Source organism: Enterobacter sp. DN, from assembly GCF_046054285.1.
Lineage (GTDB): Bacteria > Pseudomonadota > Gammaproteobacteria > Enterobacterales > Enterobacteriaceae > Enterobacter > Enterobacter hormaechei_C.
In genome coordinates, this window is sequence record NZ_JBJJTG010000005.1 from 26,397 (window position 1) to 51,236 (window position 24,840).

General features: G+C 56.7%; 22 protein-coding genes. 17 read left to right on the forward strand and 5 right to left on the reverse strand.

The annotated features are described in order from the left end of the window. The first annotated feature begins 1 nt into the window (after position 1). Genes ACJTMZ_RS13335 through tadA form a run of 3 tightly spaced genes read left to right on the forward strand, consistent with a single transcriptional unit; the run spans position 2 to position 2,569 of the window. On the forward strand, positions 2–1,366 hold the full coding sequence (locus ACJTMZ_RS13335) for a PTS transporter subunit EIIC (RefSeq protein ID WP_059370392.1): 1,365 nt from the start codon (positions 2–4) through the stop codon (positions 1,364–1,366). Positions 1,367–1,369: 3 nt separating this feature from the next. After that, the gene (gene yfhb / locus ACJTMZ_RS13340; protein WP_017383550.1) at positions 1,370–2,005 is read left to right on the forward strand and encodes a phosphatidylglycerophosphatase C; all 636 of its coding nucleotides are present in this window, start codon (positions 1,370–1,372) and stop codon (positions 2,003–2,005) included. Between the two features lie 24 nt (positions 2,006–2,029). Further along, positions 2,030–2,569, forward strand: a complete 540-nt coding sequence (gene tadA / locus ACJTMZ_RS13345; protein ID WP_022649032.1) for a tRNA adenosine(34) deaminase TadA — start codon at positions 2,030–2,032, stop codon at positions 2,567–2,569. On the opposite strand, the gene mltF is transcribed toward tadA, so the two are convergent. Continuing rightward, positions 2,457–4,007, reverse strand: a complete 1,551-nt coding sequence (mltF, locus tag ACJTMZ_RS13350; RefSeq protein WP_017383549.1) for a membrane-bound lytic murein transglycosylase MltF — start codon at positions 4,005–4,007, stop codon at positions 2,457–2,459. The genes tadA and mltF overlap by 113 nt on opposite strands. A 267-nt stretch (positions 4,008–4,274) precedes the next feature. Between mltF and purL the strand changes: the two genes are divergently transcribed. The 5 genes from purL to glnB all read left to right on the forward strand — a co-directional run bounded on the left by purL (position 4,275) and on the right by glnB (position 12,630). Then, positions 4,275–8,162, forward strand: coding sequence for a phosphoribosylformylglycinamidine synthase (purL, locus tag ACJTMZ_RS13355; RefSeq protein WP_252010746.1), 3,888 nt, complete (start codon positions 4,275–4,277; stop codon positions 8,160–8,162). A 532-nt stretch (positions 8,163–8,694) separates the two neighbouring features. Then, entirely contained in the window at positions 8,695–10,128 is a 1,434-nt protein-coding gene (gene qseE / locus ACJTMZ_RS13360) for a two component system sensor histidine kinase QseE/GlrK (protein WP_109937559.1), read from the forward strand. After that, positions 10,125–10,877, forward strand: a complete 753-nt coding sequence (qseG, locus tag ACJTMZ_RS13365; protein WP_252010745.1) for a two-component system QseEF-associated lipoprotein QseG — start codon at positions 10,125–10,127, stop codon at positions 10,875–10,877. Before qseE ends, qseG begins: the two co-directional genes overlap by 4 nt. Further along, a complete protein-coding gene (gene glrR / locus ACJTMZ_RS13370; RefSeq protein WP_015572150.1) occupies positions 10,874–12,211 on the forward strand; it encodes a two-component system response regulator GlrR in 1,338 nt (445 codons plus the stop codon). Before qseG ends, glrR begins: the two co-directional genes overlap by 4 nt. Before the next feature lie 80 nt (positions 12,212–12,291). Then, positions 12,292–12,630 (forward strand): nitrogen regulatory protein P-II, encoded by a 339-nt coding sequence (gene glnB, locus ACJTMZ_RS13375; RefSeq protein WP_003860685.1) that lies wholly within the window; start codon positions 12,292–12,294, stop codon positions 12,628–12,630. 80 nt (positions 12,631–12,710) lie between these two features. Here the strand turns inward: glnB and hmpA are convergent, their stop codons facing one another. Then, on the reverse strand, positions 12,711–13,901 hold the full coding sequence (gene hmpA, locus ACJTMZ_RS13380; protein ID WP_252010744.1) for an NO-inducible flavohemoprotein: 1,191 nt from the start codon (positions 13,899–13,901) through the stop codon (positions 12,711–12,713). Between the two features lie 304 nt (positions 13,902–14,205). Between hmpA and glyA the strand changes: the two genes are divergently transcribed. Beyond that, entirely contained in the window at positions 14,206–15,459 is a 1,254-nt protein-coding gene (gene glyA, locus ACJTMZ_RS13385; RefSeq protein ID WP_003860678.1) for a serine hydroxymethyltransferase, read from the forward strand. Between the two features lie 53 nt (positions 15,460–15,512). Here glyA and ACJTMZ_RS13390 read toward each other — a convergent pair whose 3' ends face one another. Next, positions 15,513–15,935 carry a DoxX family protein gene (locus tag ACJTMZ_RS13390; RefSeq protein ID WP_047636752.1) on the reverse strand — a complete coding sequence of 141 codons (423 nt, stop codon included), beginning with the start codon at positions 15,933–15,935 and terminating at the stop codon, positions 15,513–15,515. Positions 15,936–16,107: 172 nt separating this feature from the next. Between ACJTMZ_RS13390 and ACJTMZ_RS13395 the strand changes: the two genes are divergently transcribed. Beyond that, positions 16,108–17,247: a 3-phenylpropionate MFS transporter gene (locus tag ACJTMZ_RS13395; protein WP_032669382.1), complete on the forward strand. Its 1,140-nt coding sequence runs from the start codon at positions 16,108–16,110 to the stop codon at positions 17,245–17,247. Here ACJTMZ_RS13395 and csiE read toward each other — a convergent pair whose 3' ends face one another. Beyond that, positions 17,248–18,525, reverse strand: a complete 1,278-nt coding sequence (gene csiE / locus ACJTMZ_RS13400; protein ID WP_015572154.1) for a stationary phase inducible protein CsiE — start codon at positions 18,523–18,525, stop codon at positions 17,248–17,250. A gap of 125 nt (positions 18,526–18,650) precedes the next feature. Here csiE and ACJTMZ_RS13405 point away from each other — a divergent pair, with 125 nt between their 5' ends. Together ACJTMZ_RS13405 and ACJTMZ_RS13410 are read left to right on the forward strand one after the other, a co-directional pair. After that, positions 18,651–19,289: a DUF1007 family protein gene (locus ACJTMZ_RS13405; protein WP_109937552.1), complete on the forward strand. Its 639-nt coding sequence runs from the start codon at positions 18,651–18,653 to the stop codon at positions 19,287–19,289. Continuing rightward, positions 19,280–20,260 carry a nickel/cobalt transporter gene (locus ACJTMZ_RS13410; RefSeq protein ID WP_252010743.1) on the forward strand — a complete coding sequence of 327 codons (981 nt, stop codon included), beginning with the start codon at positions 19,280–19,282 and terminating at the stop codon, positions 20,258–20,260. The genes ACJTMZ_RS13405 and ACJTMZ_RS13410 overlap by 10 nt, the downstream gene beginning before the upstream one ends. Positions 20,261–20,321: 61 nt before the next feature. Here the strand turns inward: ACJTMZ_RS13410 and suhB are convergent, their stop codons facing one another. Then, the gene (suhB, locus tag ACJTMZ_RS13415; protein WP_003860668.1) at positions 20,322–21,125 is read right to left on the reverse strand and encodes an inositol-1-monophosphatase; all 804 of its coding nucleotides are present in this window, start codon (positions 21,123–21,125) and stop codon (positions 20,322–20,324) included. Between the two features lie 132 nt (positions 21,126–21,257). Here suhB and trmJ point away from each other — a divergent pair, with 132 nt between their 5' ends. The 5 genes from trmJ (at position 21,258) to iscA (ending at position 24,793) form a co-directional block, all read left to right on the forward strand. Next, positions 21,258–21,983: a tRNA (cytosine(32)/uridine(32)-2'-O)-methyltransferase TrmJ gene (trmJ, locus tag ACJTMZ_RS13420; protein ID WP_015572157.1), complete on the forward strand. Its 726-nt coding sequence runs from the start codon at positions 21,258–21,260 to the stop codon at positions 21,981–21,983. A gap of 236 nt (positions 21,984–22,219) precedes the next feature. After that, positions 22,220–22,711 (forward strand): Fe-S cluster assembly transcriptional regulator IscR, encoded by a 492-nt coding sequence (gene iscR / locus ACJTMZ_RS13425; protein ID WP_148384570.1) that lies wholly within the window; start codon positions 22,220–22,222, stop codon positions 22,709–22,711. 119 nt (positions 22,712–22,830) lie between these two features. Continuing rightward, positions 22,831–24,045, forward strand: coding sequence for a cysteine desulfurase (iscS, locus tag ACJTMZ_RS13430; RefSeq protein ID WP_003860663.1), 1,215 nt, complete (start codon positions 22,831–22,833; stop codon positions 24,043–24,045). Between the two features lie 24 nt (positions 24,046–24,069). Continuing rightward, positions 24,070–24,456 carry a Fe-S cluster assembly scaffold IscU gene (iscU, locus tag ACJTMZ_RS13435; protein WP_003860661.1) on the forward strand — a complete coding sequence of 129 codons (387 nt, stop codon included), beginning with the start codon at positions 24,070–24,072 and terminating at the stop codon, positions 24,454–24,456. A 13-nt stretch (positions 24,457–24,469) separates the two neighbouring features. Then, complete coding sequence (gene iscA / locus ACJTMZ_RS13440) at positions 24,470–24,793, forward strand: iron-sulfur cluster assembly protein IscA (protein WP_003860659.1); 324 nt, start codon at positions 24,470–24,472, stop codon at positions 24,791–24,793. The last annotated feature ends 47 nt before the right edge of the window (positions 24,794–24,840 follow it).

Below are 24,840 nucleotides of genomic sequence, written 5' to 3' on the forward strand. Positions count from 1 at the left end.
TATGGACAAAACAGCAGCGCTCGCCAGCGACATCCTGCTTGGGATCGGTGGGGAAAAAAATATTCAGCGTCTGGAAAACTGCATGACGCGTGTACGCGTCGAGGTGCACAACGACGAAAAGCTAGATTTAACGCGCCTGAAGCAGCTCCCCGGCGTGAGCGGGTACGTTAAACAGGGGCAACAGCACCAGCTGATTGTCGGTCCGGGCAAAGCGGCGCAGGTGGTTGATGCCATGCGCGCCCTGATGACGGGCGGTGAAACGGCTCCCGCCTTTGACGACGCGGAACGCACCAAAGCGCAGGCGAAAGCCAAATACAAAGCCCCCATGAGCGATGCGCTGCGCCAGCTGGCAAACGTCTTTATTCCTCTGATCCCGGCGTTTATCGCATCGGGGCTGATCACCGGGATTATCAATATCCTCAAGCGTCCGGATATTGTCGGGAATTTCGCCACCCAGTATCCGAACCTGCTGGGTATTCTGGCGATTTTCGGCAGCGCGGTGTTTGCCATCATGAACATTCTGGTGGGGGTAAACACGGCCAAAGTGTTCGGCGGCTCGCTGGCGATGGGCGGCGTAATGGCGGGTATCCTCTCCAGCCCGCAGCTGGCGCAGATTACGCTGTTTGGCGAGGCGCTTCAGCCTGGCCGAGGTGGGGTGATTGCCGTGCTGCTGGTGGTCATTCTGATGTGCTGGATCGAGAAAAAGCTGCGCGCGTTGCTGCCCGGCTCGATTGAGCTGATCCTCAACCCGCTGCTGACCACATTGATTACCGGGAGCGTGGCGATTGTGGCGCTACAACCGTTAGGCGGCGCGATCTCTGAAGCCATCGCCCACGGCGCGTCTCTGGCGATCGATCGCGGCGGGCTGCTGGTGGGGGCCGTGCTGTCCGGGACCTTCCTGCCGTTAGTGCTGACCGGTCTGCATCAGGGGCTGGTGCCGATCCATGTCGAACTGGTACAGGCGCACGGCTATAACGCACTGCTGCCGATCCTGTCGATGGCGGGCGTTGGGCAGGTCGGCGCGGCCATCGCGGTGCTGATGAAAACCCGCAACGCGCGTCTGAAAAAGGTCATTAAAGGGGCGCTGCCGGTCGGGTTACTCGGTATCGGCGAACCGTTGATTTTCGGCGTGACCTTGCCACTGGGTAAGCCGTTCCTGGCCGCCTGTCTCGGTGGCGCGGTGGGCGGGGCGTTAATCAGCTACTGGAAAGTGGCGACCGTCATTACCTTCGGGATCTCCGGTTTACCGCTGGCATTAACCATCGTAACCGGAAAAGTGATGCTCTATCTGTTAGGCTATTTGGTAGCGGTGATCGCCGGGTTCCTGTTTACCTGGCTGTTAGGATTCAACGACCCAGAGGAGTAAGGTTTGGCCAGTCACGAGCGTCGCGTTGTCTTTTTTGATCTGGATGGAACGCTGCATCAGCAGGATATGTTCGGCACCTTTATGCGCTACCTGCTGCGGCGCCAGCCCCTTAACGCGTTGCTGGTATTACCCCTGTTACCCGTTATTGGCATCGCGCTGCTGGTAAAAGGCCGTGCAGCGCGCTGGCCGATGAGCCTGCTGCTCTGGGGATGCACGTTTGGTCATAGCGAAGCGCGCCTTAAGCAGCTCGAACAGGATTTTGCGCACTGGTTTCGCGGGCACGTCGCCGCGTTTCCCGTGGTACAGGCGCGCCTGACCAGCTATCTCGACGCCAACGATGCCGATATCTGGCTGATTACCGGCTCCCCGCAGACGCTGGTGGAGCATGTCTATTTTGATACGCCCTGGCTGCCGCGCGTGAATCTTATCGCGACACAAATCGCGCGCGGCTACGGCGGCTGGGTGCTGACTATGCGCTGCCTCGGACATGAAAAAGTGGTGCAGCTGGAGAAACGCATCGGTACGCCGCTGCGTCTGTACAGCGGCTACAGCGACAGCAAGCAGGACAACCCGCTGCTCTATTTTTGCCAGCACCGCTGGCGCGTCACGCCTCTGGGCGAACTTCAGCAACTCGAATAGTCTTATCTGTACCGGCTGTGTATAATGCCGCCCGCTTTTCGACTGGAGTATCAGCCCTTGTCCAACCCTGAACACAATCATGAATACTGGATGCGCCATGCGCTGGCGCTGGCTCAGCGCGCCTGGGAAGAGGGCGAAGTGCCCGTGGGCGCGGTACTGGTCCATAACAATCAGGTGATTGGGGAAGGGTGGAACCGTCCGATTGGCCGTCACGATCCTACCGCGCATGCTGAAATTATGGCGCTGCGTCAGGGCGGACTGGTGCTGCAAAACTATCGTCTGCTTGATACCACCCTGTATGTCACCCTTGAACCGTGCGTAATGTGCTCCGGGGCGATGGTGCACAGCCGAATCGGTACGCTGGTGTTTGGCGCGCGGGATGAAAAGACGGGCGCTGCTGGTTCACTGATGGACGTACTTGGGCATCCGGGGATGAACCACCAGGTGAAAACTATCGGCGGGGTACTTGCACCAGAATGTTCGGGTCTGTTAAGTGACTTTTTTCGAATGCGTCGGCAGCAGAAAAAGCAACAAAAGGCAGAATTGAAACCGCAGGATGATTAAGCTCGTCCGGTGCGACCACCGGATAGCTTTCAGCCAGCTGTTGCGCCTCGGCCGCCTCTTTTTCTTTCTCCAGCAGATATCCCACCAGGCTTATCTGATACTTACGAATATTTTCCACGTAGGCATACGCTTCATGCCCGCGCGCATAGCCGTACGTCAGCTTCTGGTACCACTGTTTCTGGCTAAGCAGCGGCAGGCGTTGTTTTACATCTGACCAGCTGTCCGGATTACCTTTAGTTTTCGCCGTCAGCGCCCGCGCGTCGAGCATGTGCGCATAACCCATGTTATAGGCGGCCAGCGCAAACCAGATACGCTCCCCTTCCGGGACCGTCTCCGGCACTTTCGCCATCATATCCTGTAAATACTGCGCGCCGCCGCTGATGCTCTGTTCCGCATCGGTCCGGTCGCTGATGCCGAGGCTCTGGGCGGTATTTTTGGTCAGCATCATCAACCCGCGCACGCCCGTGGGGGAGGTGGCCTGAGCATCCCAGTGCGATTCCTGGTAGGAAATTGCCGCCAGCAGCTTCCAGTCAATCTCCTCGGCGTACTTCTCAAACAGGGGTTGCAGGTCCGGCAGCACGCTGTCCACCGCGCGCAGGAAAGTGCGGGTGTCAACGTAATCAAAATCGTCCCCGTGACCGAGATATTTCTCTTCCAGGCGCGCCAGGGTGCCGTCTTCATTGATGGAATTAAAGAAATCGAGCATAGCCGCAGAGACGGTTTGATCGTCATCTAGCTGGGTAAACCAGGTCACCGGCTGTTCGTCGGTCACATCCAGCGCCACGGCGATTTCAGGATGAACGCGCTGGAAAAGGCTGATCGCCACCGAATCAGCAATGGTATAGGCCAGCTTTTTATCTTTTACCTGCTCCAGCAATTCAGTCGTGCCGAGTTTAGGATCGACCGTCCAGCTGAGGTTCGGGTATTTTTTCTCTTTCAACGCCCGCAGATCGTCAATCACCACATGGCCTGGCGCAATGGTCAATTGCTGGTCGGTGATGTCGGCCAGTGAGCGTGGGCGCAGGCTACCCACACGATAAACCACCTGCTGCGACACGGAGTAATAGGTCGGGCCCGGCTGATAGTTTTTGCTGCGTTCGCTGTTGTACACCAGACCTGCGGCGAGAATATCGGCACGGTCATGGTCCAAATCATCAAACAGCTGGTTGATGTTCTGCCGCACGGTAACTTTCAGCTTCACGCCCAGATAGTCCGCAAACAGCTGTGCCAGTTCGTAATCAAGACCGATGGTTTTACCGTTGATATCGTCGTAAATAAGCGGGGAGGAGAGGGTACTGACGCGCAACTCCCCCCGCTCCTGAATGGCGGCGATACGGTTTTCGGCCTTGCCGAACCAGGGGATAGACGGCCAGAGGGCCACTGCCAGCAGCAACGTAACAATGCCGATGAGCAGATAATTAATCTTTAATTTTTTCAATTAGTTAATTCTCTGCGACGCCGGTTGCCTCAGTGTGCTGTAGTCATGTTAAGAGTAGAGTTTGCCATTGATTGAGCGGCATTTTGCGCAAAGTAGCGCCAGTTGGCAACCAATTAGAGAGACAGGTCACATCTATTGTTAAACATAAAGGATGATTTTATTTCGACGCAAACGGTTTCGTCGGCGCTCAGGATTCTCTATAATGACGCCCGTTTTCCCCCCTTGCGCACACTGTAAGCGCCCCGGCGCTTCGAAGACGAGAGACTTATGATGGAAATTCTGCGTGGTTCGCCTGCACTGTCTGCCTTCCGTATTAACAAACTGCTGGCACGTTTTCAGGCGGCCGACCTTCCGGTAAGCAATATTTACGCTGAGTATGTCCATTTTGCTGACCTGAACGCCCCCCTGAATGCAGAGGAGCGCGTACAGCTGGAACGCCTGCTTAAATATGGCCCAAGCCTGAGCAGCCATACGCCGACCGGCAAATTAATCCTCGCCACGCCACGCCCTGGCACCATCTCCCCCTGGTCTTCCAAAGCCACCGACATCGCTCACAACTGCGGCCTGAGCCAGATTAACCGTCTGGAGCGCGGTGTGGCGTACTATGTGGAAGCGTCAACCCTGAGCGACGCGCAGTGGCAGGTGGTTGCCGCAGAGCTGCACGACCGCATGATGGAGAGCGTGTTTGATTCTCTGGATGATGCGCAGAAACTGTTCTCCCACCATCAGCCTGCGCCGGTACAGAGCGTGGATCTGCTGGGGCAGGGGCGTCAGGCGTTGATCGACGCAAACCTGCGTCTTGGTCTGGCGCTCGCAGAAGATGAAATCGACTACCTTCAGGATGCATTCGTTAAGCTGAATCGCAACCCGAACGACATCGAACTGTATATGTTCGCGCAGGCCAACTCCGAGCACTGCCGCCACAAGATTTTCAACGCCGACTGGATTATCGACGGCGAACAGCAGCCGAAGTCGCTGTTCAAAATGATCAAAAACACTATGGAGCAAACCCCTGACCACGTGCTGTCTGCCTATAAAGACAACGCCGCGGTGATGGAAGGTTCCGAGGTGGGCCGCTTCTTCGCCGACCGCGAAGCGGGGCGCTATGACTTCCACCAGGAGCCTGCGCATATCCTGATGAAAGTGGAAACCCACAACCACCCGACGGCGATCTCCCCGTGGCCGGGTGCAGCGACCGGCTCCGGCGGTGAAATCCGTGACGAAGGTGCGACCGGTCGCGGCGCGAAACCAAAAGCGGGTCTGGTCGGTTTCTCCGTTTCCAACCTGCGTATTCCGGGCTTTGAGCAGCCGTGGGAAGAAGACTTCGGCAAGCCAGAGCGCATTGTCACCGCGCTGGATATCATGACCGAAGGCCCGCTGGGCGGCGCGGCGTTCAACAACGAATTTGGTCGTCCGGCGCTGAACGGTTACTTCCGTACCTACGAAGAGAAAGTGGACAGCCACAACGGCGAAGAGCTGCGCGGCTACCACAAACCGATCATGCTGGCGGGCGGGATTGGCAACATTCGCGCCGATCATGTGCAGAAAGGCGAGATCGTCGTCGGCGCGAAGCTGATCGTGCTCGGCGGCCCGGCAATGAACATCGGTCTGGGCGGCGGGGCAGCCTCGTCTATGGCCTCCGGCCAGTCTGATGCGGATCTCGACTTCGCGTCCGTGCAGCGCGACAACCCGGAAATGGAGCGCCGTTGTCAGGAAGTGATCGACCGCTGCTGGCAGCTCGGCGACGCCAACCCGATTCTGTTCATCCACGACGTCGGCGCGGGCGGCCTGTCCAACGCTATGCCTGAGCTGGTGAGCGACGGCGGTCGCGGCGGACGCTTCAACCTGCGCGATATCCTGAGCGATGAGCCGGGCATGAGCCCGCTGGAGATCTGGTGTAACGAATCCCAGGAGCGATATGTGCTGGCGGTTGCCGCCGATCAGCTGCCGCTGTTTGACGAGCTGTGCCGCCGCGAGCGCGCGCCGTATGCCGTCATCGGTGAAGCGACCGAAGAGCAGCACCTTTCCTTAAGCGACACCCATTTTGACAACCAGCCGATCGATCTGCCGCTGGACGTGCTGCTCGGCAAAACGCCGAAGATGACCCGCGACGTGCAGACCCGTAAAGCGGCGGGCAAAGCGCTGGATCGCCAGGATATTACCATTGCTGACGCGGTGAATCGCGTACTGCACCTCCCGGCGGTGGCAGAGAAAACCTTCCTGGTCACCATCGGCGACCGTACCGTGACCGGTATGGTATCTCGCGATCAGATGGTCGGCCCGTGGCAGATCCCGGTGGCTAACTGCGCCGTGACCACCGCGAGCCTCGACAGCTACTACGGTGAAGCGATGGCGCTGGGCGAACGCACCCCGGTGGCGCTGCTGGACTTCGCGGCCTCTGCCCGTCTGGCGGTCGGTGAAGCGCTGACCAACATCGCCGCGACGCAGATTGGCAATATCAAACGTATTAAGCTCTCCGCGAACTGGATGGCCGCTGCCGGTCACCCTGGTGAAGATGCCGGCCTGTACGAAGCGGTGAAAGCGGTGGGTGAAGAGCTGTGTCCTGCGCTCGGCCTGACCATCCCGGTGGGTAAAGACTCCATGTCGATGAAAACCCGCTGGCAGGAAGGTAACGAGCAGCGCGAGATGACCTCTCCGCTGTCGCTGGTGATCACCGCGTTTGCGCGTGTGGAAGACGTACGTCATACCGTTACGCCGCAGCTTTCCACTGAAGATAACGCCCTGCTGTTGATTGACCTCGGCAAAGGCCACAACGCGCTGGGCGCCACCGCGCTGGCGCAGGTTTATCGCCAGCTCGGCGACAAGCCGGCCGACGTGCACGACGTTGCCCAGCTGAAAGGCTTCTACGATGCCATCCAGGCGCTGGTGGCGCAGCGTAAGCTGCTGGCCTACCACGACCGTTCCGATGGTGGCCTGCTGGTGACGCTGGCAGAGATGGCCTTCACCGGTCACTGCGGCGTTGAAGCAAACATTGCAACGCTTGGCGAAGACCGCCTGGCGGCGCTGTTTAACGAAGAGCTTGGCGCGGTCATTCAGGTACGCGCCGCAGATCGCGACGCGGTGGAAGCGATTCTGGCGCAGCACGGTCTGGCAGACTGCGTACACTATCTCGGTAAAGCGGTGCAGGGCGACCGCTTCGTGATTGAAGCCGACGGCCACGCGGTGTTCAGCGAAAGCCGCACCACGCTGCGTATGTGGTGGGCGGAAACCACCTGGCAGATGCAGCGCCTGCGTGACAATCCGGAATGCGCCGATCAGGAACACAACGCGAAGGCGAACGACAACGATCCTGGCCTGAACGTGAAGCTCAGCTTCGACATTAACGAAGACATTGCCGCGCCGTACATTGCGACCGGTGCGCGTCCGAAAGTAGCCGTGCTGCGCGAGCAGGGCGTTAACTCCCACGTTGAGATGGCGGCGGCCTTCCACCGGGCGGGCTTTGACGCCATCGACGTCCACATGAGCGACCTGCTGGCCGGGCGTACCGGGCTGGATGATTTCCAGGCGCTGGTCGCCTGCGGGGGGTTCTCCTACGGTGACGTGCTGGGCGCGGGCGAAGGCTGGGCGAAGTCTATTCTGTTCAACAGCCGCGTGCGTGACGAGTTCGAAACCTTCTTCCACCGTCCGCAGACGCTGGCGCTGGGCGTGTGTAACGGCTGTCAGATGATGTCTAACCTGCGCGAGCTGATCCCGGGCAGCGAAGCCTGGCCGCGCTTTGTGCGTAACCAGTCTGACCGCTTCGAAGCGCGCTTCAGCCTGGTAGAAGTGACCCAAAGCCCGTCTCTGCTGTTGCAGGGAATGGTCGGTTCACAGATGCCAATCGCGGTTTCGCACGGTGAAGGTCAGGTTGAAGTGCGTGATGCGGCGCACCTGGCTCAGCTTGAAAGCAAAGGACTGGTGGCGCTGCGCTTTGTTGATAACTTCGGCAAGGTCACCGAAACCTATCCGGCTAACCCGAACGGTTCGGCAAATGGCATTACCGCGGTCACCAGCGAAAGCGGTCGGGTGACGATCATGATGCCGCACCCGGAGCGTGTCTTCCGTACCGTGAGCAACTCCTGGCACCCGGAAAACTGGGGCGAGGACAGCCCGTGGATGCGCATTTTCCGCAACGCGCGTAAACAACTGGGTTAAGTTTCAACGCCCTGACTGTAGGCCCGGTAAGCGCGAGCGCCACCGGGCTTTTTTGTACCTGTCGCAAAATCGCGACAATCCTCTGGGTTGAGTGTCTCCAATAAGAGACATTTAACTTATTGATTTATCTATGTCAGGACGGGTTCCCGTTAAGGTGTTGCTTAATAGCGACACTTAGCCTGGAAATCATTCACCTGACAATCAATGCATTTTAATAATAAAACGATTATTAATCATAAGGATAGTATCAATTTTTGCAATCTGGCACGCGCGTTGCATAATAGTAACCAGTGGCTCATTCACCTTCTTATGTCAGCCCCTTCGGGACGTGCTACATAAACTTCGAATGACGCACAAAAAGGTGCCTGCCGTCCAACTACTGATTATTGCAATGCTTTATCAGGCCAGGGCGAAACGTCGAGTTAGGCACCGCCTTATTCCATGACAAAGCCGGGTTTTTACCCGGCTTTGTTGTATCTGAAGGGCAGACTCAGTTACGCTCTCCTCAAACCCGGATGATGAGAGTAATGTGTTGAAACGCTGGCCCGCTTTCCCTCGCTCCCTGCGACAGCTCGTTATGATGGCCTTCCTGCTGATCCTGCTACCTTTGCTGGTTCTGGCGTGGCAGGCATGGCAAAGCCTGAATGCGTTAAGTGCCCAGGCGGCCCTGACTAACCGCACCACGCTTATTGATGCCCGCCGTAGCGAGGCAATGACCAACGCCGCGCTGGAGATGGAGCGTAGCTATCGCCAGTACTGCGTGCTGGACGACCGCACGCTGGCGAGGGTTTATCAGAACCAGCGTAAACGCTACAGCGAAATGCTGGATGCCCATGCCGGGGTCTTGCCGGATGACAAACTCTATCAGGCGCTGCGTCAGGATCTGAACGATCTGGCGCAGCTCCAGTGCAAAAACAGCGGTCCTGATGCCGCCGCCGCCGCACGACTTGAAGCCTTCGCGAACGCCAATACGGAGATGGTGCAGACCACCCGTACGGTTATCTTTTCCCGTGGGCAGCAACTCCAGCAGGAGATTGCCGAGCGCGGCCAGTTCTTCGGCTGGCAGGCGCTGGTGCTGTTCCTCGTCAGCCTTGGGCTGGTACTGCTCTTTACCCGCATGATCATCGGCCCCGTAAAGGGGATCCAGCGGATGATTAACCGCCTGGGGGAGGGCAAATCTCTCGGGGATACGGTTGTTTTTAAAGGCCCGCGCGAGCTGCGCTCGGTCGGTCAGCGTATCATCTGGCTTTCTGAACGCCTGGCGTGGCTGGAATCGCAGCGTCATCAGTTCCTGCGCCATATCTCACACGAACTCAAAACACCGCTGGCCAGTATGCGTGAAGGCACGGAGCTGCTGGCAGACGAAGTAGCGGGGCCGTTAACCCCTGAGCAAAAAGAGATCGTGGCGATTCTGGATGCCAGTAGCCGCAATTTACAAAAACTTATTGAACAACTGCTGGACTATAACCGCAAGCTGGCGGATGGTGCTGTGGTGCTTGAAAGCGTTGAGATTGAACCGTTGGTGGACATGGTGATCTCCGCCCATAGCCTGCCAGCAAGAGCTAAAATGATGCATACCCAGGTGGATCTCAATGCGCCTTCCTGCCTGGCAGAGCCGATGCTGTTAATGAGCGTACTGGATAATCTTTATTCCAATGCGGTGCACTATGGTACTGAATCCGGTACCATTTATATCAGAAGCAATAACAACGGTTCGCGGGTATTTATTGACGTAGCGAATACGGGAAGCCCGATTCCGGATGATGAAAAAACGATGATCTTTGAGCCCTTCTTCCAGGGGAGTCATCAGCGAAAAGGTGCGGTAAAAGGAAGTGGTCTGGGGCTGAGTATTGCCCGCGACTGCATACGACGCATGCAGGGTGAGCTTAACATCGTGAGTGATGAACGCGCCGATGTCTGTTTTCGTATCGAACTGCCTCTTGAGCCGGAAAAATCAATGAAATGAATAACAACCTGGTGAGTATGTCACACGTCTTTTACCGCGCACTGCGCGCGGTGTTTTCCAGCAAAAATGTGCGCCTGAGCCTGCCCTGCTTACTGCTGGCCGGCTGTGTAACCCATGCGCCGAAAAGTGCAATTAGCCACAAACAGGAAGATAAATGGCCGCAAAAACAGCTGGCCGATTTCCTTTCAACACGTTGCGATGATATCTGGAACCTGTCGGGGCGTGATGTTGAATCCAATCCGCTGTTCTGGCTGCGCGGAATAGACTGCGCCCAGCGGCTGGCGCCCGCCGAGGCCCGTGCCCAGGCGGCGATGCTGGTGGACGATACCTGGCAGGACGCGTTTAAACGTGGGATCGTGATGGCGGATGCCAGAATCACGCCTGTCGAACGCCGCGCCAACGTGACGCGGCTGGATACTTACGTGATCAATATTCCCCCGCAGGTGCGCCCGGTCTATCAGCTCTGGCGGGATGGACAAACCCTGCAATTACAGCTGTCTGAAGAGCGTTTGCGCTACAGTAAATTGCAGCAGTCGAGCGACAGCGAGCTTGATGCGCTTCGCCAGCAGCAGGAGTCGCTGCGCGAGCAGCTGGAAACCACCACCCGCAAGCTCGAAAATCTGACCGATATCGAAAGACAGCTCTCGACGCGTAAGCCGGCAGGCAGCTATCTGCCCGATGGGTCGAAAGGCAACTCTGGCACGACGCCAGACAGTGAGACGCCGAAACAAGAGGATGTGAAGCCATGACAAGCCGTAAACCTGCCCATCTGTTACTGGTGGACGACGATCCCGGGCTGTTAAAGCTGCTGGGGATGCGTCTGGTCAGCGAAGGCTACAGCGTGGTCACCGCTGAAAGCGGGCAGGAGGGGCTGAAAGTGCTCAGCCGCGAGAAAATCGATCTGGTGATCAGCGATTTGCGCATGGATGAAATGGATGGCCTGCAACTGTTCACGGAGATCCAGAAGCAGCAGCCCGGGATGCCGGTGATTATCCTCACCGCTCACGGATCTATTCCTGATGCGGTGGCCGCGACGCAGCAGGGGGTATTCAGCTTCCTCACCAAACCGGTGGATAAAGACGCCCTCTATAAAGCAATCGACAGCGCCCTTGAGCATGCGGCGCCATCCGGCGACGACGCCTGGCGTGAATCCATCGTGACGCGTAGCCCTGTGATGCTGCGCCTGCTGGAACAGGCGCGGATGGTGGCGCAATCCGACGTTAGCGTGCTGATCAACGGCCAGAGCGGGACCGGGAAAGAGATCCTGGCCCAGGCGATCCACAACGCCAGCCCGCGCAGTAAAAATGCCTTTATTGCCATCAACTGTGGTGCGCTGCCGGAGCAACTGCTTGAGTCTGAGCTCTTCGGCCATGCCCGCGGCGCCTTTACCGGCGCGGTGAGCAGCCGTGAAGGGCTGTTCCAGGCGGCTGAGGGGGGCACGCTGTTTCTTGATGAAATTGGCGATATGCCCGCGCCGTTGCAGGTCAAACTGCTGCGCGTGTTGCAGGAGCGAAAAGTGCGTCCGCTTGGCAGCAACCGCGATATCGATATCAACGTACGTATTATTTCCGCTACCCATCGCGATTTACCCAAGGTGATGGCGCGCAACGAGTTCCGTGAAGATCTTTACTATCGACTGAATGTCGTCAACCTGAAAATCCCGGCGCTGGCCGAGCGTGCGGAAGATATCCCGCTGCTGGCAAATCACCTTTTGCGCCAGGCCGCTGACCGCCACAAACCATTTGTGCGCGCGTTCTCCACCGATGCGATGAAACGCCTGATGACCGCAAGCTGGCCGGGCAACGTACGCCAGCTGGTGAACGTGATTGAGCAGTGCGTGGCGCTGACTTCATCACCGGTGATCAGCGATGCGCTGGTGGAGCAGGCGCTCGAGGGGGAAAACACGGCCTTACCGACGTTTGCGGAAGCGCGAAACCAGTTCGAGCTGAACTATCTGCGCAAGCTGCTGCAAATCACCAAAGGCAACGTGACCCACGCGGCGCGCATGGCCGGGCGTAACCGTACCGAGTTTTATAAATTGCTCTCACGCCACGAGCTGGAAGCGAACGATTTTAAAGAGTAATACCGCAAAATTCGCCTGAATATGATACTGTGAGCAACCGATTACGAGGCTGCTTACTGGCAAGAGTTTAAGGACCCACCATGAAAAAGATTGATGCGATTATTAAACCTTTCAAACTGGATGATGTACGTGAAGCGCTGGCAGAAGTAGGCATCACCGGGATGACCGTAACTGAAGTGAAAGGTTTTGGTCGTCAGAAGGGCCACACCGAGCTATACCGTGGCGCAGAGTACATGGTGGACTTTCTGCCGAAAGTGAAAATCGAGATCGTGGTGAGCGATGATATCGTCGATACCTGTGTGGATACCATCATCCGCACGGCGCAGACCGGTAAAATTGGCGACGGGAAAATCTTCGTCTTTGACGTGGCGCGCGTGATCCGTATCCGTACCGGCGAAGAAGACGACGCGGCGATTTAACATTCTTGCCGGGTGGCGCTGCGCGTACCCGGCCTACAAAACCCTTCGTAGGCCCGTGCAAGCGCAGCGCCGTCGGGCGATTACAGCACTTTATGCGGGCCGAAACATTCGTAATGAATGTTGTCTTTATTCACGCCCAGGTCTACCAGCTGCTTCGCGGCATACTGCATAAACGCTACCGGCCCACAAACGTAGAACTGCATCCCCGGTGCGCTGAACGCCCCTTCATGCTGCCCTAAATTCATCAGGCCTTCGCTGTCGAAACGAGTCGCTGCACGGTCTGCCTCCGTCGGCAGGCGATACCAGGTATGCGCGGTGAAACGCGGCAGGGTCGCTCCCAGTGCTTTCACTTCGTCCGCGAAGGCGTGAACATCACCGTTCTCCGCCGCGTGGAACCAGTTAACCTGCGCGCTGTGGTTTGCTTTCGCCAGCGTATCCAGCATCGCCAGCATTGGCGTCTGACCTACGCCTGCGGAGATCAGCGTCACCGGGGTATTCGTTTCAACGGCCATAAAGAAATCGCCCGCCGGTGCCGCCAGATGGATCACGTCGCCCACGCTGGCTTCGTTATGCAGCCAGTTGGATACCTGACCGCCTTCCTCACGTTTAACCGCAATGCGATAGCCTTTGCCGTCTGGCTTGCGGGTCAGGGAGTACTGGCGAATCTCCTGGTGCGGGAAGCCTTCAGGCTTCAGCCAGACGCCCAGATACTGGCCCGGCTGGTAATCGGCAACCGCCTGACCGTCCACTGGCTCAAACTCAAAGCTGGTGATCAGTGCGCTGCGCGGGGTTTTCTCAACGATGCGGAAGGCGCGCGTGCCTTCCCAGCCGCCATTCTTGCTGGCGTTTTCGCTGTAGATCTGCGCTTCACGGTTGATGAATACGTTTGCCAGTACGCCATAGGCCTTACCCCAGGCATCCAGTACTTCCTGGCCCGGGCTGAACATTTCGTCCAGGGTTGCCAGCAGGTGACTGCCGACGATGTTGTACTGCTCAGGTTTGATCTGGAAGCTGGTGTGCTTCTGGGCGATTTTTTCCACCGCAGGCAGCAGAGCCGGCAGGTTTTCGATGTTGCTGGCATAGGCGGCAATAGCGTTAAACAGCGCTTCGCGCTGATCGCCGTTACGCTGGTTGCTCATGTTGAAAATCTCTTTGAGCTCCGGGTTATGCGCGAACATGCGATCGTAGAAATGGGCGGTCAGTTTAGGACCCGTTTCAACCAGCAGGGGGATTGTGGCTTTCACGGTAGCGATGGTTTGGGCGTCGAGCATAGCAGCTTCCTTCTGATGTTACTTTAATGATGTATTTTATATGCATCTTATAAAAATACCCCTGCAATGTAAATGGTTCTTTGCATCGTGAAAAATATGCATCACAAAGCTGAAAAGAAATCCGTTGAAAATGGCGAGAGCTTTATTGCTCAAACCCTTGCGTGGCGTGGAGGTAAACGTTTGCGTAAAATCGTTTGTCAAGACCTGTTATCGCAGAACTATTCAGTTATACTGTTGCCCGTCGTCCAACAGGACTGCCTTTTCAGGCCAAAAATTTACTTGTTAGCTGAGTCAGGAGATGCGGATGTTAAAGCGTGAAATGAACATTGCCGATTATGATGCCGAACTGTGGCAGGCTATGGAGCAGGAAAAAGTACGTCAGGAAGAGCACATCGAACTGATCGCCTCCGAAAACTACACCAGCCCGCGCGTAATGCAGGCGCAGGGTTCTCAGCTGACCAACAAATATGCTGAAGGTTATCCGGGCAAGCGCTACTACGGCGGTTGCGAATACGTTGATATCGTTGAGCAGCTGGCGATTGACCGTGCGAAAGAACTCTTTGGCGCTGACTACGCGAACGTCCAGCCGCACTCTGGCTCTCAGGCTAACTTCGCTGTTTATACCGCGCTGTTGCAGCCGGGCGATACCGTTCTGGGTATGAACCTGGCGCAGGGCGGCCACCTGACTCACGGCTCCCCGGTTAACTTCTCTGGCAAACTGTACAACATCATCCCTTACGGTATTGATGAGTCCGGTAAAATTGACTACGAAGACATGGCGAAGCAGGCCAAAGAGCACAAGCCGAAGATGATCATCGGTGGTTTCTCTGCTTACTCCGGCATCGTTGACTGGGCAAAAATGCGTGAAATCGCTGACAGCATCGGCGCGTACCTGTTCGTCGACATGGCGCACGTTGCCGGTCTGATTGCGGCAGGCGTTTATCCGAACCCGGTTCCACATGCGCACGTTGTGACCACCACCACCCACAAAACCCTGGCGGGTCCACGCGGTGGCCTGATCCTGGCGAAAGGCGGTGACGAAGAGCTGTACAAAAAGCTGAACTCCGCCGTGTTCCCAAGCGCCCAGGGCGGCCCGCTGATGCACGTTATCGCCGCGAAAGCCGTCGCGCTGAAAGAAGCGATGGAGCCAGAGTTCAAGGTTTATCAGCAGCAGGTTGCTAAAAACGCCAAAGCGATGGTGGAAGTGTTCCTGAACCGTGGCTACAAAGTGGTCTCTGGCGGGACTGAAAACCACCTGTTCCTGCTGGACCTGGTTGATAAGAACCTGACCGGTAAAGAAGCTGACGCAGCCCTCGGCCGCGCCAACATTACCGTCAACAAAAACAGCGTGCCAAACGATCCGAAGAGCCCGTTCGTGACCTCCGGTATCCGTATCGGTTCACCGGCAGTGACTCGCCGTGGCTTCAAAGAAGCGGAAGTGAAAGAGCTGGCGGGCTGGATGTGTGATGTTCTGGACAACATCAATGACGACGCGGTTATCGAGCGCGTTAAAGGTAAAGTTCTGGACATCTGCGCACGCTTCCCGGTGTACGCATAATTCTTTACGTCGCAGAACTGAAAAAGGCCGCTCATGCGGCCTTTTTTTATGGGCTAACGTCGGTCGAGGGAGATGGCCCCCGGCCCGGTAATCGCCAGCAAAATAAAGGCGCCAGCGATACTCACATTTTTGTAGAAGTTAATCATATTTGGCAGGACCGCATCGCCCGTCATATCCCAGTAGTGGTGACCAATCACCGCCGTTCCCAGCGTATAGAAGACAAAGATCACCGCGAGGGGGCGGGTGAAAAAGCCCAGCACGATCAGAATCGCGGCGGGGACTTCCATCACCACCGCAATAATGGCGGCGAGCATGGGCATGGGGGCGCCGAGCGACGTCATATACTGAACGGTGCCGCTAAACCCCGTCAGCTTGGGATAACCGAAAATAATAAACAGAACCACAATAGCAATGCGGGCAATTAAAAGCAGGAAAGAACGAGAGGAGCCGAAATCGAAATAACGTAAGTTGTTCATGGCAAACGACCTCTTCAGGCGATGTACTATAAACGTAATACAGTTTTACCGCTCTCGCCATACGCTGTTGGGCTGGTGATGATGTTAATTTTTAGTTAATTTATAGCGCGCTAACGACTTGCTAAAGTCAGGGATTAACGCCAGACTATCGCCTCCATTTCGGGAGGGATTCATGGTCTTGCATTCCACGCGCTGGCTGGCGCTCAGCTATTTCACCTATTTCTTTAGTTACGGTATTTTTTTGCCTTTCTGGAGCGTCTGGCTCAAGGGAATTGGTCTGACGCCTGAGACCATTGGCATCCTGCTGGGCGCGGGGCTGGTGGCACGTTTCCTGGGTAGCCTGCTGATTGCGCCCCGCGTCAGCGATCCCTCCTTACTGATTAAAGCGGTGCGAATTCTGGCCCTGCTGACGCTGGTCTTTGCGGCCTGCTTCTGGGTCAGCCATCAGTTTGCCTGGCTGATGGTAGTAATGGTTGGCTTTAATCTGTTCTTCTCCCCGCTGGTGCCGCTGACGGATGCCCTGGCGAACACCTGGCAAAAGCAGATCACCATGGACTATGGCCGCGTGCGCCTGTGGGGATCGATTGCCTTCGTGATCGGCTCTGCGCTGGTCGGGAAACTGGTCAGCCTCTATGACTATCGTGCCATTCTGGCGCTGTTAACGCTCGGCATCGCCTCGATGCTGCTCGGTATGTTGCTGCGTCCGTCGGTGATGCCGCAGGGCGAAAGCCGCCATCAGGAGAGCGCCGGCTGGCCCGCCTGGCGCTCGCTGGTGGCGCAAAGCTGGCGTTTCCTGGCCTGCGTCTGTCTGCTTCAGGGGGCGCATGCGGCCTATTACGGCTTCAGCGCCATCTACTGGCAGGGGGCGGGCTACTCGGCTTCTGCGGTAGGCTACCTGTGGTCGCTCGGCGTGGTGGCGGAGGTCATTATCTTCGCGTTGAGCCAAAAACTTTTCCGTCGTTTCGGGGCGCGTGACCTGCTGCTGCTTTCCGCCGTTTGCGGCGTGGTGCGCTGGGGCATCATGGGCTGGACGACTGAGCTGCCGTGGCTGATTGTGGCGCAAATTCTGCACTGCGGAACCTTCACCGTGTGCCATCTGGCGGCGATGCGCTACATCGCGGCGCGAGAGGGTGGGGACGTTATTCGTCTTCAGGCGGTCTATTCAGCGGTGGCGATGGGCGGCAGTATTGCGGTGATGACCGTATTTGCCGGTTTCCTCTATCAGCACCTGGGGCACGGTGTGTTCTGGGTGATGGCGCTGGTCGCTTTACCTGCCATCGTCATCCGCCCAAAGGTGGCTGCTCGCTCGTAACTATGATTCGAGCATAACGCGAATATGTTCCTGCTGCTGCGTGTTCAGGGCCTCAACGGCATGAATGAGCGGCGGCGAGAACAGCGGCAAGGCGGTTGGATAAGGCGTAATGACCAGCGCCGCCTCGCGGGGGGCGCCCTCCTTCTTAAACGCCTCCAGGCTAAGATAACGAATATTGAGCGGCAGCAGCGTCAGCTCGCGAAGCTGCTGCTCAATTAACGCTTCACAGGCTTTATCTTCCCCCGTTAACAGGACCACCTGTTTTTCATGCAGGTCGGTCTCCTGCATCAGCCAGGCACCAAAAATCACCGCCACCAGAGCCATCTCTTCACCGGAGAATCGCAGACCAAATTCGGCTTCCAGCTCAAACAGCGCTTCTTTAGTGGTGCGCAGCAGCCGGGGGTATAAACGGTGGATCTCTTCCGGCAGACTGTTGTCGATGCCGATGTCAAATAAGGAGCGGTCCAGCGCCTGAGCCAGATGAATATAAAGCTGATCGGTCAGCCCCTGCTCATCGCTGAAGTTCATCCCGGTTTGCGCCCGGAAACGGGCAATCATACGCACGATGGCGCGACGCAGGCGCTGATCCTGCTGGTGTTTATCCATCACCGGGTCGGGTGTGCGAAGCATCATAAACAGCAGCGCCAGGAACAGCTGTTCATCGCTATGCGTTCCCTGCGGGACGCGCCGTTTCCAGTGGCGGACAATTTCCTGCGCCGTAAAGTATTCCCCTCGGGACTGCGTCCAGCTGCGCTGAACGGGCGAAAACTCTGGCGTATTGCCCAGATGATGCTGAATCAGACAATATTGCAGATAAAGCTGTAAAAACTGTACGTCGCGGGACTCAAACTGGCGCTGAAGCTTGCGCGCACAAAAGTTGATAAGCGCCCGAAGGTTCGCATCGTCATAAAGCGGGCGGGCAATGCCGTGCTGTTTAAGCGCGGTTTTTAAGGCAGGGGTAAACTGTTGGGCAACAAAATGTGGACACAGCCGAAGCGCCCTGCGCAGCCAGTGCAGCAGGCACAAACGTTGATTCAGGGCGGAACCCTCAATTCGGTAGCAGCCATCATGGTGCGTGACAATATCAAGCCGATGATAGCGCTGGATTTCATCGCGCGTCTCGGCTATATCTTGCCGTGCCATGACGTCGTCCACGCCGTTGGCAGCGATTATGCTCTGTGCGGTGATGGCAGCATCGGGCAGGTAAAGCATCAAAAGCACCTGGCAGCGGCGCTGCGAACTGGAAAGCACAGATGGAATTTCAAGCGTCGTCATCATCTGTCGGGTATCCAGTGTGAATGTTTGATAAGAATAGCTAAAGGATGGGCGCTGAAAAGCGCACCGGCAGGCCTTTCACTCAGGATTGCTGGCGAACATCACAGAATTTTTGACGTGAGGAACAGATGCAAATAGTTAAACAAAGCGCGGTAGCGTTATTTTTGGCGGTTTTCACTTTTGCCGCCGGCGCACATCCTCACAGTTTTATCAGCCTGAAAACCGAACTGGTGACGGACGGCACGCAGCTCAGCGGCCTGAAAATGCGCTGGACGATGGATGAAATCACCTCCGCCGACCTGCTGTACGATGCCGGAAACGCAAAGCCTGGCGATGAGATCTGGAAAAAGCTGGCGGCGGAAGTCATGGCCAACGTGCTGGGTCAGCACTACTTCACCGAGTTCTGGCACAACGGACAAAAGGTGAAATTTCTCAACCGTCCCACGGAGTACGGTATGACCCGCGACGGACATCAGGCGGTGCTGACCTTTATCCTTCCGCTGGCGCACCCTCAGCCGCTGGCCGGGCAGAAGTACACGTTTTCCACGTTTGACCCAACCTACTATGTCGATATGCATTACGCCCAGGACAGCGACGTGCAGTTGCCAGAAATATTGCAAAAAAGCTGCAAAATTGCCGTGCACACGCCGAAACCCAGCGAAGAGATGCTGAACTTTGCCGTTTCCCTCGATAAAGAGGATGCGCCCCCTGAAGACATGGAGCTAGGTAAACAGTTTGCGCAGGAGGTGACGTTGCAATGTCAGTGATCTCCTCTCCCGTCAGTAAGCCGCGTCGCTGGCTGCACCTCTGGCCTCTGGCGCTCTTTTTGTTGTTTGCGGTTGGCGGCGCGCTCTGGCTGTGGCAGGCATGGCCGCAGGTGATGATGAAAAGCATCCTCTGGCAGCGGGAAGTTAATCAGCAGATGAGCAGTCTGCTGAAAGCCGTGGCGGAAAATCCGACCAAAGCGGGCGGCGCTCTTCTGGCGTTCAGCTTTATCTATGGCGTGCTGCATGCCCTGGGGCCGGGGCATGGCAAAATCGTCATCACGACCTGGCTTGCCACGCATCCGTCGAAGCTGAAATCGAGTATCGGCCTGACGCTGGCTTCTTCTTTACTTCAGGGCGGTGTGGCGATTGCGCTGGTCGTGGTCGTCCTTTCGCTGCTACAGCTGCCGGCCCGCCAGCTGCATATGAGCAGCTTCTGGCTGGAGAAGGGGAGTTACGCGCTGGTAGGCGTGCTGGGGCTGATCCTCTGCTGGCGGGCGCTGAAAAAATTGCGCGCGTTGCTGCGAAAACCAAAATTCAAATCCTTTACACCGCATCACGTTCACCATGAAAACTGCGGGTGCGGGCATCAGCATCTGCCGACGCAGGAACAATTACAGAACAGTGAGGACTGGCGTGCGCGCCTGATGATTGTTCTCTCAATGGGGATGCGTCCATGCTCGGGCGCAATCATGGTGCTGTTGTTCAGCAAAGTGACAGGCGTATTTGGCTGGGGCATGCTCTCGGCGCTGGCGATGGCGGCGGGAACGTCTCTGACGATCTCTTCGTTAGCCCTGCTGGTGCACAGCTTCCGTCAGCTGGCGGTAAAACTCAGCGGCAATAAAACGCCGGTATTGTGGCGACAGGTTGGCTGGACGACTCTGGCGCTGGCGGGCGGGATGATTCTGCTGGTGGCTGCGGTGACAATGTGGATGAGTGCGGTGCCGGTGGGTAGGGGGTTGCGGCCTTTCTAGCCGTATCTGAGGCGTGTTGTAGGCCCGGTAAGCGTGGCGCCTCCGGGCTTAACAGACTGAATTAACGCTTCAGCGCATCGCTCAGTTCATCACGCATGTTTGCCAGCATGGCTTTAACAACGCGCGGGTTACCTGCAACGATGTTGCCGGTAGACATATAGTTATGGCCGCCGGTGAAGTCGCAAACAATCGCGCCTGCTTCACGAGCGATCAGCTCGCCCGCCGCGAAGTCCCACGGCTTCAGAGACAGCTCAAAGTAACCGTCAACGCGGCCGGTCGCGACGTAGGCCAGATCCAGTGCAGCAGAGCCGGTGCGACGGAAGTCCGCGCATTCGGTGAACAGCTTGCCCAGGATATTCATATAAGTGGTTGCGTGCTGCTTCGCCTTGAACGGGAAGCCGGTCGCCAGAATCGTGCCGTCCAGATCGCGTGCATTGCTGCAACGCAGACGGTAGCCGTTCAGCTGCGCGCCCTGACCGCGGGTCGCGGTGAACAGTTCGTTACGCATTGGATCGTAAACAACGGCGACTTCAGTACGGCCTTTGATGCGTACTGCGATAGACACAGAGAAGTGTGGCAGGCGTTTGACGAAGTTGGTGGTGCCATCCAGTGGATCGATAACCCATTGAACATCCTGATCGGTACCTTCATGTTCACCGCTTTCTTCGGTGATGATGGTGTGCTGCGGGTAAGATTTGCGGATCGTTTCGATAATAATCGCTTCTGCGGCTTTATCGACGTTCGTCACGAAATCATTGCTGCCTTTCTGGCTGGTTTCTACGGAGTCTGGGGTTTCGTAGTGTTTGGCAATTACATTACCCGCCTTGCGCGCTGCGCGCACGGCGATGGTCAGCATCGGATGCATCGGTCTCTCTCACTGGATGTTAAAGAACAGGAAAATCGGCGCAGAGTATAGCAGCGGGATCGGATTATGTCTCTCGTTTATGATAATATGCCCGAATATTCTTCAGACACTGAATCCAGACATCTAAAAATTATGCTGCAAAACATTCGAATCGTGCTGGTCGAAACATCGCACACCGGCAACATGGGCTCTGTGGCCCGCGCTATGAAAACCATGGGCTTAACGAACCTGTGGCTGGTGAATCCGCTGGTGAAACCAGACTCTCAGGCTATTGCTCTGGCGGCCGGCGCCAGCGACGTGATCGGGAATGCGCAGATCGTGGACACCCTGGATGAAGCCCTGGCCGGTTGCAGCCTGGTGGTGGGGACCAGCGCGCGCTCCCGTACGCTGCCCTGGCCGATGCTGGACCCGCGTGAATGCGGCCTGAAAAGCATCTCAGAAGCGGAACAGGCGCCGGTTGCGCTGGTGTTTGGCCGCGAGCGCGTTGGCCTGACCAACGAGGAATTACAGAAGTGTCACTATCATGTGGCGATTGCCGCCAACCCGGAATACAGCTCGCTGAATCTGGCGATGGCGGTGCAGGTGATCGCCTACGAAGTGCGCATGGCATGGCTGGCGACGCAGGAGAAACCGGTCGAACCTAAAGAAGAGACGGCCTACCCGCTGGTGGACGACCTCGAGCGCTTCTACGGTCATCTGGAGCAGACGCTGCTCTCAACCGGCTTTATCCGTGAAGGCCACCCGGGCCAGGTGATGAACAAGCTGCGCCGTATGTTCACCCGCGCGCGTCCGGAAAGCCAGGAGCTGAACATCCTGCGCGGGATTCTGGCGTCGATTGAGCAGAAGAATAAAGAGTAGTGCAGTGTGTTCGCCGGGTGGCGCTGCGCTTACCCGGCCTACAAAGCCCGTAGGCCCGTGCAAGCGCAGCGCCGCCGGGCAAAAAATACGGCACAGAAGGTTAAATACCTGACTAAAACAGTCAAGTAAATAGTTGACCAATTTAGTCAGGAATGTCAGACTTGGCCCTGCTATGCAATACCCCCATTTTACAATAAAAAACCCCGGGCAGGGGCGAGTTTGAGGTTAAGTAAGACATGAGACTGACATCTAAAGGGCGTTATGCCGTGACCGCGATGCTGGACGTTGCGCTCAACTCTGAAGCGGGCCCGGTTCCGTTGGCTGATATTTCTGAACGACAAGGGATCTCCCTCTCTTACCTGGAACAGCTGTTCTCCAGACTGCGTAAAAATGGACTGGTGTCCAGCGTTCGTGGCCCGGGCGGCGGTTATCTGCTGGGTAAAGACGCGGGCAGTATAGCGGTTGGCGAAGTGATTAGCGCGGTTGACGAATCCGTTGACGCGACCCGTTGCCAGGGTAAAGGCGGCTGCCAGGGCGGCGATAAGTGCCTGACCCACGCGCTGTGGCGCGATCTGAGCGACCGTCTGACCGGCTTCCTGAACAACATCACCCTGGGTGAACTGGTGAATAACCAGGAAGTTCTGGACGTGTCGGGTCGTCAGCAAAGCCATGAATCACAACGCAGCACCCGCACGCAAGACGCCATCGACGTTAAACTGCGCGCGTAATAAAAAGATAAGTATTTCAGAATCAGGCCGGGGCGTTAGCTCGCCCCGTGTACTCGGTCGTACATCCAGCCGGTTGCCTGATTCCTTGCATTGAAGCGATGTACGGAGTTTATAGAGCAATGAAATTACCGATTTATCTCGACTACTCCGCAACCACGCCGGTGGACCCGCGTGTTGCCGAGAAAATGATGCAGTGTCTGACCCTGGACGGAAACTTTGGTAACCCAGCTTCCCGTTCACACCGTTTTGGCTGGCATGCTGAAGAGGCGGTTGATATCGCCCGTAATCAGATTGCTGACCTGGTCGGTGCCGACCCGCGTGAAATTGTTTTCACCTCCGGTGCGACCGAATCCGACAACCTGGCGATCAAAGGTGCTGCCAACTTTTATCAGAAAAAAGGCAAGCACATCATCACCAGCAAAACCGAACACAAAGCCGTGCTGGACACCTGCCGTCAGCTGGAGCGTGAAGGGTTTGAAGTGACCTATCTCGCACCGCAGAGCAACGGGATCATCGACCTGAAAGAGCTCGAAGCGGCCATGCGTGATGACACCATTCTGGTTTCCATCATGCACGTTAACAACGAAATCGGCGTTGTGCAGGACATCGCAACCATCGGCGAAATGTGCCGTGCGCGCGGCATCATCTACCACGTGGATGCGACCCAGAGCGTGGGCAAACTGCCTATCGACCTGAGCCAGCTGAAAGTGGACCTGATGTCCTTCTCCGGTCACAAAATCTATGGTCCGAAAGGTATCGGCGCGCTGTACGTTCGTCGTAAGCCACGTATCCGCATCGAAGCACAGATGCACGGCGGTGGTCACGAGCGCGGCATGCGTTCCGGTACGCTGCCTGTTCACCAGATCGTGGGCATGGGCGAAGCGTATCGCATTGCAAAAGAAGAGATGGAAACCGAGATGGCACGCCTGCGTACGCTGCGTAACCGTCTGTGGGACGGCGTGAAAGATATGGAAGAAGTGTATCTGAACGGCGATCTCGAGCAGGGCGCGCCAAACATCCTCAACGTCAGCTTCAACTATGTTGAAGGCGAGTCGCTGATCATGGCGCTGAAAGACCTGGCGGTTTCTTCCGGTTCTGCCTGTACGTCTGCAAGCCTGGAGCCATCCTACGTGCTGCGCGCGCTGGGTATGACTGACGAGCTGGCACACAGCTCTATCCGTTTCTCTTTAGGTCGTTTCACTACCGAAGAAGAGATTGACTACACCATCAAGCTGGTCCGTAACTCCATCGGCCGTCTGCGCGACCTTTCTCCACTGTGGGAAATGTTCAAGCAGGGCGTGGATCTGAACAGCATTGAATGGTCACATCACTAATCGGTACATAAGGAGAATTCAATCATGGCATACAGCGAAAAAGTTATCGATCATTACGAGAACCCGCGCAACGTTGGCTCTTTTGACAACAGCGATGAATCTGTCGGTAGCGGTATGGTTGGCGCGCCAGCGTGTGGCGACGTGATGAAGTTGCAGATTAAAGTCAACAATGAAGGTATCATTGAAGACGCGCGCTTCAAGACCTACGGCTGCGGTTCAGCTATCGCGTCCAGCTCCCTGGTCACCGAATGGGTGAAGGGCAAGTCTCTGGACGAAGCACAGGCAATCAAGAACACGGATATTGCTGAAGAACTCGAACTGCCGCCAGTGAAAATTCACTGCTCAATTCTGGCAGAAGACGCGATCAAAGCCGCCATTGCGGATTACAAAAGCAAACGTGAAGCAAAATAATTGAGGTTTGAGTATGTCGATTACCCTTAGCGACAGCGCTGCCGCGCGAGTAAGCTCTTTTCTGGCGAACCGTGGTAAAGGCTTTGGCCTGCGACTGGGCGTACGTACCTCCGGCTGTTCTGGTATGGCTTACGTACTGGAGTTTGTTGACGAACCGGCGTCTGATGACACCGTGTTTGAAGACAAGGGCGTGAAGGTGGTGGTCGATGGCAAAAGCCTGCAATTCCTCAACGGCACTCAGCTGGACTTCGTAAAAGAAGGCCTGAACGAAGGGTTCAAATTCACGAACCCGAACGTCAAAGACGAGTGTGGTTGCGGCGAAAGCTTCCACGTTTAACCGCGCGTCATCCGAAACCCCACCGTGGCTTTGCTACGCGTGGGGTT